Genomic DNA, 11,933 nt, shown 5'->3' on the forward strand with positions numbered 1-11,933 from the left:
AGCGTTTCCCCGCCGCCCGGACCGCCGCAGGCGGCGCAGCGCAAAACGCCCTGCACCGGGTCCAGCCGCGCGTCCGCCGGGTCCTCTTCACCGCACACGGCGCAGCCGTCCGCCAGCGGTTCATACCCCGCAAGGCACATCAGCCGCCACTCAAACGCGGGCTTGGCAAGCGCCCGGGGCTTTTACAGGGTATCCAGCGCGTACAGCCCGTTCAGTAGGTGTCTTAAAAGCTCCGGCGCGGGAATCTCGGGAGAGGAGACGGCCTCGGTCAGCTCTGCAAAGTAAAACCCCAGCGCCAGCGCTTCAAAATCCGCCCGCAGCCCGTCAAACAGCGCCAGAGTGGTTCCCTCGTTTAAATAATACCAGTCCCCCCGGCGATTCAGCGTCAGTTCGCTGTATGCAAGGGTCTGACAGGCGGCGGCATAGCGACTGCTTTTCCGCCGTGCTCCCTTGGCAATCACGGAAATTTTCCCGTGGTCGGGGGTAAGCACGGTGAGGATTTTGTCCGATTCCTTCGTCTCTGTCTCCCGCAGCACCGCGCCCCGGGTCACAAGGTCGCTCACAGGTTCCCCTCCTCATTCCGGGGCGTTTGTCTCCAAAAATTCCCGGTACATGGCATAGTATTCCGGCGCGCCGGTGGTCCAAAACAGCGTCCAGCAGGTATTAGCCGTCACAATTCATCACCTCATAGCCAGTGTGTCCGATTTTGTCGAAACTATGCCCCAAGTCCCGGTAAACACCCGGGTGCATTCCTTATTATAGCAAGGCTACGGCCGCTCCGCAAGGGGCGGACTTCGTCGCAAACCGCGATTTGTCTGTCTTCACCGGCCGCCGGGAAAATTGTCTCCGGACTCCTCCCCGGCCTGCTCCCGCCGCTCCAGCGCTTTTGTCAATGCTTCCCGCATAGGGCGGACTTTTCCGGCGAGATTGTTTTTTTGCAGGACCGCGTTGATTTCCCCTCGGGTCTGCACCATTTCCTCCCGGAAAGCGGCGGCGGAAACCCTCAGCGCTCCGTGGCCCAGAATGATGATCTGCTCGGCGGCGTCGGAGGAGACGACCCGCACCCGGTGCTCCCGTCCAAGCTGATAGGTAGTCCTTTCGATATAGGCGTCCGCCGTCTCCGCCTCCTTGGTATAGACCAGATGAATGTTGTGGTACTTTTCCACGGTTTCCAAGCCGCCCTTGACCTTATAAGCGTCAAACACCACGATGACCCGGCACTTGCGAAACCCCTGATAATCGCTCATCAAATCGCACAGCATCCGCCGCGCCGCATCCAGATTTTGCCCGGCGGCAACTTTTAGCTCGTCCCATGCGAAAATGACGTTGTACCCGTCCACCAGCAGGTATTCCGGTCCGGCAGGCGGGGGCGAAGCGCGATACGCCGGAGCCGCGTCGGCGGCGGGCAGGGGCTTTTGAAAAGTCCTGCGCTTCACCGGGCCGTAGGTCCGCTCGAAAATGGCCCGCAGCTCCTTATCCTGCTCCATTGTCCCCGCGTAGGCGGCGGAGCGGGCGGATGAGGGGCCCGAATCGCTTTTCTTCACGGGCGTTCCGTCCGGGGAAAAGCCGCTGTCCACATGGGCGCGGGCGGGAACGTTCCGCCATTTTACCACATGGCCCGCGCCCCCTTCGCAAAAAATAGAGTCCGCCGGATTATCCAAATCCCGCTCTGGGTCGTAGCCCGTCTCCTCCACAATCTGTTCCTGCTTTGGGCAGGGCCGATAACCGCCGGGGGCGCAGGACAGCCGTCCCTGCCCCTTGGTATAGGCGGCCACCTCCGCTCCGTAATCCCGCAGGGCGGACACCGGGGCCGCGCCGGTGAACAGCGCGTGCTCACCCTGCGTCTCCGGCGGGACAAGCTCCCCGCCCATCCGCTGCAAATCCGCCATGGCGCGGCCTGTCTGGGCCTGAGGAACCGAAAGAGAAAATTCGTACCATGGCTCCAGCAGAACACTTTTGGCGCCCATCAGCCCCTGACGCACGGCCCGCCACGCCGCCTGACGAAAGTCGCCCCCCTCGGTGTGCTTTTCGTGGGCACGGCCCGCAAGCAGCGTAATTTTCATGTCCGTAACGGGCGCGCCAATAAGCACGCCGGGGTGCTTTTTCCATGCAAGCTGACTCAGCGCCAGCCGCTGCCAAGGAAACGCCAGCATGTCCTCGGGGCAGACGGTGGCAAACCGCAGCCCCGCGCCCCGTTCCAGCGGCTCCAGCAAAAGGTGAACCTCTGCGTAATGCCGCAAAGGCTCGAAATGCCCGATCCCCACCACGGGGGCGGCAATTGTCTCCCGGTAAACAATGGCTCCGGGGCCGAAGGTCACGTCCAGATCAAACCGGTCTTTTAAAAGCCGCTGCAAAATCTCCTGCTGGAAAAGGCCCATCAACTGCACGTTGATCCGCCCGGTGCGCTCCTGCCAGACAACCCGAAGTTGAGGGTCCTCATCCTCCAGCCGACGGAGTTGGCCCAATGCGGTGTGAACATCGCAGTCATCCGGCAAAAGCACCTGACAGGTTAAAGCAGGCTCCAGCAGCGGCGGGGCGGAAGCGGACTCCACGCCCAGGCCCTGGCCGGAAAAGGTATGGCTCAGGCCCGCCACGGCGCAGACTGTCCCCGCCTCGGCAGCGTCGGCAGGACGGAATTTCGCGCCGGAATAAATCCGAAGCTGGTCCGCTTTTTCCTGCCAGTCCTCCCCGTCCCGACTGCCGGAGAGCAGGTCCTTCACTCGCAGAGTTCCGCCTGTGACCTTTAAATGGGTCAGCCGCGCGCCTTGCGCATCGCGGGAAATTTTATAGACCTTCGCACCAAACTCCTCGCCGTATACCGGTACCGGGGCAAACCGCGTCATGCAATCCAGCAGTTCTTCCACTCCGTCCAGCCGCAACGCCGCGCCAAACAGGCAGGGGAACAGCTTTTCCTCGCCAACCAATTCCGCAACGGTTTCATCCCGCAGCGTGCCGGAGGCCAGATATTCCTCCATGGCGGCCTCGCCGCACAGGGCGGTTTCCTCCTCCCGCTCTGAAGAAGGCCGGGAGAAATCCACGCAACAGCCGTCCAGCCGTCCCTTCAGCTCCGCGAGAAGCGCGGCGCGGTCTGTTCCCGGCTGGTCCATTTTATTCACGAACAGGAAGGTGGGCACGCCGTATCGCCGCAGCAGCCGCCAAAGGGTCAGCGTGTGTCCCTGTACCCCGTCCGCCCCGCTGATGACCAGCACCGCGCAGTCCATCACTTGGAGTGTCCGCTCCGTCTCTGCGGAAAAGTCCGCGTGGCCGGGGGTATCCAGCAGTGTCAGTTCCCGCTCTCCACGGTTCAGCACCGCCTGCTTTGAAAAAATGGTGACGCCTCGCTCCCGCTCCAGCGCGAAGGTATCCAAAAACGCATCTCCATGGTCCACACGGCCCAAACGCCTCAGCGCGCCGCCCGCGTAGAGAAGTCCCTCCGTCAGAGTGGTCTTCCCCGCGTCCACGTGGGCCAATATCCCGACTACCAGCTTTTTCATCGTTTACTCCGCTCTTCTCCGCTTGCATTTCGTTAAATTTCTCTCAGTATAGCAGTCTTGGGCCTTTAGGTCAAAAATAACATTTGCTTTTACGGAAATATTCACTATAATGGCAGTGATGGAATCGCGTGAAGATTTCTTAACGGCGCGTGCCGTATAACAACAACTGTGAAATTTGAGGTTCGTAAGCTATGAAAATCATCATCGTGGGCGCCGGAAAAGTCGGGCTGGCGCTGGCGCAGAGTCTTTCCCGGGAACACAGCGTTACCGTGATCGACCTGAATCCCCGGCTTGTGGAGCACACTGTCAACGTCTACGACGTGATGGGCGTGTGCGGCAACGGCGCCAGCGCCGAAGTGCTGAAGGAGGCGGACGCGGGGCGGGCCGAGCTGCTCATCGCCACCGCCCCCAGCGACGAGCTGAACATTCTGATTTGTCTGGTGGCAAAGTATCTGGGCGTAGAATACACCATCGCCCGCATCCGCCACCCGGAATACGGAGAGCAGCTTCGCTATATGCGAAGCACTTTGGGTCTGTCCATGGCCATCAACCCCGAGCGAGCCACCGCCCGGGAGATTGCCCGCGTCCTACGCTATCCCAACGCCATGAAGGTGGAGTCCTTTTCCAAGGGGCGTCTGGAGCTGGTGGAATACCGTCTGGACCACGGCAGCACGCTGGACGGCATGCGCCTGAGCAGCTTGCAGAAAAGCCTGAAGGCAAAAGTTTTGATCTGCGCGGTGGCCCGCAACGAGGAGACGATTATTCCCTCCGGCGACTTTGTCCTTCAGGTGGGGGACACCATTTACATCACCGCCTCCGCCCACGAGCTGGAGCAGTTTTTCCGGCATCTGGGGGTGTTTAAAAGTAAGGCGTCTTCCGTGATGATCGTGGGGGCCAGCAAGCTGTGCTATTATCTGGGCGCGCAGCTTCTGGATATGGGGATGACCGTTAAAATTATTGAGCAGGACACGGAGCGCTCCACCCACATGAGCGAGCTGCTGCCCCGCGCGCTGGTCATTACCGGCGACGGCGCGGACAGCGAGCTGCTGCGGGAGGAGGGGCTGGATCAGACGGACGGCTTTGTGTCTATCACCGGCATGGACGAGGCCAACATCCTGATGTCCCTCAGCGTGGCCCGGCAGAATCCGAATTGCAAGGTCATTACGAAAATCAACCGTCAGCCGCTGGTGGATCTGGTGGCGGGCGCGGGGCTGATCGGCAGCGTGGTGTCCACCGGCTCCGTCACCACGGAGCTGATTTTGCAATATGTTTTGGCGATGCAAAACGCCTCCGGCGCGCAGATTAAAACGCTGCACCGCCTGATTGGCGGCAAGGTGGAGGCGCTGGAATTCGGCATTCATCCCGATTCCCCCCTCATCGGCGTACCTCTGCGGGAATTGAAGCTCCGCCCCGGCGTTCTGCTGGCGGGCATTGTGCGGCAAAGCGGAAAAATCGTCATTCCCTCCGGCTCCGACGCCATTAACGCCGGGGACGACGTGATTGTGGTGGCCACAAGCACCCTGCACGACATCCGCGACATTTTGCGCTGAGAAGGACGGCAATCCATTGAATAGAAGAATGATTTGTAACATCCTCGGCAAGATTCTGCTGGTGGAGGCGGCGCTTTTGGCGCTGCCCTTGCTGGTTGCGATGGCGTACGGGGAGGCAGCGAAGCCTTTTTTAATCCCCATGGCGGCTCTGGTCCTCTGCGGCATTCCGCTGAGTCTTATCCCTACCCGGTCCAAAGCGCTTTATGCAAGAGACGGTTTGGCGATTGTGGCGATGGCGTGGATTCTGATGTCTCTGTTCGGTGCGCTGCCCTTTTATCTTTCCCACTCCATGCCCTCTTTTATAGACAGCTTTTTTGAAACCGTCTCCGGCTTCACTACCACCGGCGCTAGCATTTTAAAAAATGTAGAGCTTTTGAGTCAGGGCATGCTGTTCTGGCGCAGCTTTACCCACTGGGTGGGCGGCATGGGCGTGCTGGTCTTCGTCATGGCCATTCTTCCCACCACCGACGGGCATGAAATGCACATCCTGCGGGCGGAGGTTCCCGGCCCCGTTGTGGGAAAGCTGGTAAGCCGTCTGGGAGACACCGCAAAAATCCTTTACGGTATCTATCTTTTGATGACGGTGGTGGAGATTGTTCTGCTGCTGATGGGCGGGATGTCGGCGTTTGACGCGTGTATCAACGCCTTTGGAACCGCTGGAACCGGCGGCTTCAGTTCCAAAATCCTCAGCATCGGCGCGTATAACAGCCCCTATTTCGATATGGTCATCGGCATTTTCATGCTGCTGTTCGGCGTGAATTTTAATCTCTATTACTTCCTGATTATGGGTAGGGCGCGGGAGGCCCTGCGCTCCGAGGAACTGCGAACCTATCTTGCCATTGTGGCGGTTTCTACCCTCACCATTGCATGGAATATTTCTCACCTGTTCTCCTCTTTTGCAACGGCGCTGCGCTACGCCTTCTTTCAGGTGTCCTCCGTCATCACCACCACGGGCTACGCCACCACAGACTTCAACCTCTGGCCCACCTACTCCAAGGTGGTGCTGGTTCTTTTGATGTTTGCGGGGGCCTGCGCAGGGTCTACGGGCGGCGGCATCAAAATTGCCCGTCTGGTGATTTTCTTTAAGACAGCTCTCAGCGACATGCGTCAGATGATGCATCCCAACGCCGTGGCCACCGTCCGGGTTGAGGATCGAGCAGTCAGCGGCAAGGTTTTGCGGGGCACTCACGTCTTTCTGGTGGTTTATATGCTGCTGATGGGCACGTCCACTCTGCTGATCGGGCTGGACGGGTTTGACCTTGTCACTACCTTTACCGCCGTCGTCTCGTGCATCAACAACATTGGTCCCGGCCTTGGCGACGTTGGCCCCATGGGGAGTTTCTCGGAATTTTCCCCCATATCCAAGCTGATTTTGTGCTTTGATATGTTGGCGGGACGGCTGGAGTTGTTTCCCATGCTGCTGCTGGGCCCGTCCCTCTGGCAGGGGCACAGGCCCAGCCTGCTGCGATAAATTTAAATTGGAGCGGGGGACGCAACGCGCCCCCCGCTTTGCCACCGGAATGGGGAAAAGATACAAAGCGTTTTCCTATTCCGGCGTTTGTTTTTTGATATCCGCCATTGACAAGCTTCCCAGATTCCGATAGAATGCATGGTTAGAATATGTGATCCGAGGAGGTATACCATGGGCTTTCTGCTGACTGGCGGCAGCGTATTTTCAAACGGCGCTTTTCATACGGCGGACGTCGCCGTGGAGAACGGCCGTATTGTTTCCGTTTCCCGTTCTCTTCCCCGTGATAATCAGTCGGTTATTAAATTGGATGGTCTTTTTATTGTTCCAGGTTTCGTCGATGTGCATGTACATCTTCGGGAGCCTGGTTTTTCTTATAAAGAGACGATTTCTTCCGGTACGGCGGCGGCCGCTGCCGGGGGCTACACCGCGGTGTGCCCCATGCCAAACCTGAAACCGGTGCCGGACAGCTTGGAAACGCTTCAGCCGGAACTTGATATCATCGCCCGGGACGCGAAGGTGCATGTCTATCCCTACGGAGCCGTCACCGCCGGGGAGCAGGGAGTGTTCCTCTCCGATATGGAGGGCATGGCCTCCCACGTCATTGGCTTTTCCGATGATGGGCGGGGTGTACAGTCCGACGAGCTGATGCGCACCGCCATGAAAAAGGCAAAAGCGCTGAACCGGCCCATTGTGGCCCACTGTGAGGTGGACGGATTGCTGATCCCCGGCGGCTGCATCCACGACGGGGCCTTTGCAAAGGCCCACGGATTGCCCGGCATCTCGTCGGAGAGCGAGTGGCGGCAGGTGGAGCGGGACATCGGGCTGGTCCGGGAAACCGGGTGCCAATATCATGTCTGCCATATCTCTACCAAAGAAAGCGTGGACCTTATCCGTCAGGCAAAGTCCGAAGGCCTGCCCGTCACCTGCGAGACGGGACCTCACTATCTGGTGCTGTGCGAGGACGAGTTGCAGGACGAGGGCCGGTTCAAAATGAATCCACCCCTGCGCGCCGCCCGGGACCGGGACGCGCTTTTGGAGGGTCTTTTGGACGGAACCATCGACTGCATCGCAACCGACCACGCCCCCCACTCCGCTGAAGAAAAGTCAAAAGGCCTGCGCCGCAGCGCCTTTGGCATCGTGGGGCTGGAAACGGCGTTCCCGGTGTTGTACACTCAGCTTGTCCGCACGGGGCTTGTTTCTCTTGAACTGCTGGTGGATCGGCTGTGCCTCCGCCCCCGGCGGATTTTCGGCTTGAGCGGCGGGGAAATCTCTCCTGGCGCACCTGCCGACCTGACGGTGCTGGACCTGAACCGCCCTCACCGCATCGACAGCAACACATTCCGCACTCTGGGCCGGGCCACCCCCTTCGACGGGTGGCTGGTTTCCGCCGCCGTGGCGGCCACCATCTGTGACGGAGAACTGGTCTACACTGATTTTCAACGGGAGGACGTATGAAACAATCTCTCTTTACCGTGGAGCACACCCGCCAACTCACGGACGAGACCTATGAAATGGTCCTCTCCGGGGACACCTCGGACATCACCGCACCGGGACAGTTTGTAAACATTGCCCTGCCGGGAAAATCCCTGCGCCGCCCCATCTCGGTGGCCAACTGGGACAAGGGCGCGCTTTTGCTGCTGATCCGTGTGGTGGGCGACGGGACCCGGGAGCTGGTGCGCTCCGTCCCCGGCACGGAGCTGGACGTTCTTTCCGGCCTTGGCAACGGATTTGACCTTGAGAACTGTCCGAAAAATCCAATCCTGATTGGCGGCGGCGTGGGCGCAGCCCCACTGTTCGGCCTTGCCGGACGACTGCTGGAACGGGGAATCAGCCCCACGGTGGCACTGGGTTTTCGCACCGGGAAGGACGCGTTTTACCTCAAGGAATTTGCGGGCCTCGGCTGCCGCCTTTTTATCTCCACGGAAGACGGAAGCCTTGGCACAAAGGGCTTTGTCACCGACCTGACCCGCACGGCAACAGAGTGCACCACCGCCTTTGTCTGCGGCCCCACGCCGATGCTGAAAGCCGTCTGGTCCCTGCCGGGGCTGACGGACGGACAGTATAGCTTTGAAGCCCGGATGGCCTGTGGGTTTGGCGCCTGCATGGGCTGCACCATCGAAACAGCGAATGGCCCCCGCCGGGTCTGCAAAGAAGGGCCTGTGTTCCGAAAGGAGGAGCTGGTATGGTAGATTTACGCGTAAAGCTGGGGGATGTGGCGCTGAAAAACCCCGTCATCCCCGCCTCCGGCACCTTTGGCTACGGACGGGAATTTGCCGAGGTTTACGATCTGAATATTCTGGGCAGCTTTTCCTTTAAAGGCACCACTGCCAATCCCCGATTTGGCAACCCTCAGCCCCGCATTGCGGAGACGGCAAGCGGAATGCTCAACGCCGTGGGTTTGCAAAATCCCGGCATTGACGCAGTGCTTGGGTCGGAGCTTCCCCACATCTCAAAAATCTTTCAAGGCCCGGTCATCGCCAACATCGGCGGCGAAACCGTGGAGGAATACGCGGAGAACTGCCGGAAATTAAACGCCTGTCCGCAGGTTGCCATCATTGAGGTTAATGTCTCCTGCCCCAACGTCCATGCGGGGGGCAAGAATTTTGGCTCCGACCCCGTTGCCGCCGCAGAAGTGACGGCGGCGGTGAAATCCGCAACGGACAAGCCGGTATTCATCAAGCTCTCCCCCAACGTGACGGACATTGCCCAAATTGCCCGAGCCTGCGCTGATGCGGGGGCGGACGGCCTGTGTCTCATCAACACCCTGCTTGGCATGCGCATCGACCTGCACACAAAGCGCCCCCTGCTTGCAAACCGCACCGGGGGCCTATCCGGCCCCGCCGTGTTTCCGGTGGCGCTGCGGATGGTGTGGGACGTGTACGAGGCCACAAACCTGCCCATCATCGGCTGCGGCGGGATAAGCTCCGTCGAAGACGTGTGCGAAATGCTGCTGGCGGGGGCTTCCGCTGTGGAAATTGGCGCGGCAAACCTGAAAAATCCCGCCGTCTGCAAGACGATTATTGAAAAACTGCCCGCCGTGTGCGAGCGGCTGGGCGTGACGGAAATCTCACAACTGACAGGAGGCGCACATCATGCATAAGGACATTATTATCGCTCTGGACTTCCCCTCCGGCGCGGAGGCTCTGGCGTTTCTGGACCGTTTTCCCGCTGGGGAGAAGCCCTATGTAAAGATCGGCATGGAGCTGTTTTACGCCGAAGGGCCGGACATGGTCCGCGAAATCAAAGACCGGGGCCACAAAATCTTTCTGGACTTGAAGCTCCACGACATTCCCAACACGGTGAAGCGGGCCATGGGGGTCCTCAGCCGTCTGGACGTGGACATGGTGAACCTCCACGCCGCCGGCGCGTCGGAAATGATGCGCGCCGCGCTGGAGGGGCTTACCCGCCCGGACGGAACCCGGCCTTTGCTGATTGCCGTGACTCAGCTTACCTCCACAGACCCCGGGACGCGGAAAGACGAGCTGCTGATTGAACGTCCCATGGAAGAAACCGAGCGCTTCTACGCCAAAAACGCCGCCGCGTCCGTCCTTGACGGCGTGTTGTGTTCCCCGCTGGAAGCGGCGGGCGTAAAGTCCGCCTGCGGCGGCAGCTTTCTCACCGTCACACCCGGCGTCCGCTTTGCGGACGGGGACGCGGGGGACCAGAAGCGCGTCATGACTCCCGAGCGAGCGGGAAAGAGCGGCTGCGACTATCTGGTGATGGGCCGTCCCATCACGCAGGCGGAAGACCCGGTGGCGGCTTACCGCCGCGCGGTGTGGGAGTTTCTGGGAGAATAAGCACGTTTTTTCGCAAGCATTTACCCATTAAATCATAAGGAGACTGAAGAATATGAATATGGAACACGAGATTGCCCACGATCTTTTATCCATCGGCGCGGTGTTTCTGCGGCCGGACGAGCCGTTTTCATGGGCCAGCGGCATCCGCAGCCCCATTTACTGCGACAACCGCCTGACCCTCACCGCCCCGGCGGTGCGCACCCATGTGGAGGAGGGGCTCGTCTCATTGATTCGGGAGCGGTTTCCCGAGGTCGAGGTGCTGATGGGCACCTCCACCGCAGGCATTGCCCACGCCGCCATTGTGGGCCATCTGCTGGGTCTGCCCATGGGCTATGTCCGCTCTGGCCACAAGGACCACGGACGGGGAAACCAGATTGAGGGCAAGCTGGAAAAAGGCGCGAAGGTCGTGGTGGTGGAGGACCTGATCTCCACCGGCGGAAGCTGCATTGAGGTGGTAGACGTTCTGCGGGAAGCCGGGGCACAGGTGCTGGGCATCGCCTCCATCTTCACCTATGGCCTACAAAAGGGCCTTGACCGGCTGGCATCTGCCGACGTGGCAAATTTCAGCCTGAGCAATTTCGACGCGGTATGCGAGGTGGCGGCGCAGGAGGGAAAAATCAAGCCCGAGGACATCCGCCGCCTGAAGCAGTTCCGCGCAAACCCCGGCGACGAGAGCTGGATGACAGTCTAATCCCCTTTGCGGTACACAGGAAAGGAGCATCTCCATGTCAAACCGAAACCTTATCGACATCACCGACCTGACCCCCGCCGAAATTGACGGCCTGATCGCCACGGCGGAGGACATGATTGACCATCCCACAAAATACCAGGACCTCTGCGCCCACAAACAGCTTGCCACGCTGTTCTTTGAGCCCTCCACCCGCACGCGGCTGAGCTTTGAATCCGCCATGCTGGCCCTTGGCGGCAGCGTGCTGGGCTTTTCCGAAGCGTCGTCCTCTTCCACCGCCAAGGGCGAAACGGTGACGGACACCGTCCGCACCGTGAGCTGCTATGCCGACATCATCGCCATGCGTCATCCCAAGGAGGGCGCGCCCTTTGCCGCCGCCCAGCGTGCGGAAGTTCCCATTATCAACGCCGGAGACGGCGGCCACAACCACCCCACCCAAACCCTGACGGACCTTCTGACCATCCACCGCGAAAAGGGACGGCTGAACGATTTTACCATCGGCTTCTGCGGCGACCTGAAGTTTGGGCGCACGGTGCATTCTCTTGTGAACGCGCTTGCCCGGCAAAGCGGCATCCAGTTTGTGTTTATCTCTCCGGAGGAGTTGAAGCTTCCGGGCTACCTGAAGGAAAACGTGCTGGAAAAGCAGGGCCTTTCCTATCGGGAGACGGACTCGCTGGAGGACGCCATCCCGAGCCTTGACATCCTGTACATGACCCGGGTGCAAAAGGAGCGGTTTTTCAACGAGGCGGACTATATCCGCCTGAAAGACACTTATGTTCTGGACCCGGAGAAGCTGGTTCCCGCGAAGAAGGATTTGTGTATCCTCCATCCTCTGCCCCGGGTGAATGAAATTGCCGTGGCAGTGGACGACGACCCCCGGGCCTGCTATTTCGGGCAGGTGAGAAACGGAAAATTTATCCGTATGGCCCTGAT

The 11,933-nt window shown here is 60.0% G+C and carries 9 protein-coding genes and 1 pseudogene; 8 read left to right on the plus strand and 2 right to left on the minus strand.

The annotated features are described in order from the left end of the window. Positions 1-563, minus strand: a pseudogene (recO, locus tag RTK01_RS13030) (DNA repair protein RecO); the annotation flags it as partial. A 258-nt stretch (positions 564-821) separates the two neighbouring features. Continuing rightward, on the minus strand, positions 822-3,494 hold the full coding sequence (locus tag RTK01_RS13035) for a TetM/TetW/TetO/TetS family tetracycline resistance ribosomal protection protein (protein ID WP_312281396.1): 2,673 nt from the start codon (positions 3,492-3,494) through the stop codon (positions 822-824). 191 nt (positions 3,495-3,685) lie between these two features. On the opposite strand from RTK01_RS13035, the gene trkA reads away from it, so the two are divergent. From trkA to pyrB, 8 genes are all read left to right on the plus strand, one after another. Further along, the gene (trkA, locus tag RTK01_RS13040; RefSeq protein WP_312281397.1) at positions 3,686-5,044 is read left to right on the plus strand and encodes a Trk system potassium transporter TrkA; all 1,359 of its coding nucleotides are present in this window, start codon (positions 3,686-3,688) and stop codon (positions 5,042-5,044) included. 16 nt (positions 5,045-5,060) lie between these two features. After that, positions 5,061-6,515: a TrkH family potassium uptake protein gene (locus tag RTK01_RS13045; RefSeq protein ID WP_312281398.1), complete on the plus strand. Its 1,455-nt coding sequence runs from the start codon at positions 5,061-5,063 to the stop codon at positions 6,513-6,515. A gap of 171 nt (positions 6,516-6,686) precedes the next feature. Then, positions 6,687-7,970, plus strand: a complete 1,284-nt coding sequence (locus RTK01_RS13050; protein ID WP_312281399.1) for a dihydroorotase — start codon at positions 6,687-6,689, stop codon at positions 7,968-7,970. Continuing rightward, positions 7,967-8,704, plus strand: coding sequence for a dihydroorotate dehydrogenase electron transfer subunit (locus RTK01_RS13055; RefSeq protein ID WP_312281400.1), 738 nt, complete (start codon positions 7,967-7,969; stop codon positions 8,702-8,704). The genes RTK01_RS13050 and RTK01_RS13055 overlap by 4 nt, the downstream gene beginning before the upstream one ends. Continuing rightward, positions 8,698-9,615, plus strand: a complete 918-nt coding sequence (locus RTK01_RS13060; RefSeq protein ID WP_312281401.1) for a dihydroorotate dehydrogenase — start codon at positions 8,698-8,700, stop codon at positions 9,613-9,615. The genes RTK01_RS13055 and RTK01_RS13060 overlap by 7 nt, the downstream gene beginning before the upstream one ends. Further along, positions 9,608-10,312 carry an orotidine-5'-phosphate decarboxylase gene (gene pyrF / locus RTK01_RS13065; protein ID WP_312281402.1) on the plus strand — a complete coding sequence of 235 codons (705 nt, stop codon included), beginning with the start codon at positions 9,608-9,610 and terminating at the stop codon, positions 10,310-10,312. The genes RTK01_RS13060 and pyrF overlap by 8 nt, the downstream gene beginning before the upstream one ends. Positions 10,313-10,364: 52 nt before the next feature. Further along, positions 10,365-11,003, plus strand: coding sequence for an orotate phosphoribosyltransferase (gene pyrE, locus RTK01_RS13070; RefSeq protein WP_397352872.1), 639 nt, complete (start codon positions 10,365-10,367; stop codon positions 11,001-11,003). Between the two features lie 34 nt (positions 11,004-11,037). Further along, on the plus strand, positions 11,038-11,933 hold an 896-nt coding region (pyrB, locus tag RTK01_RS13075; RefSeq protein WP_312281403.1), incomplete at its 3' end, for an aspartate carbamoyltransferase.

Source organism: Oscillibacter sp. (assembly GCF_031978065.1).
Taxonomy (GTDB): domain Bacteria; phylum Bacillota; class Clostridia; order Oscillospirales; family Oscillospiraceae; genus Oscillibacter.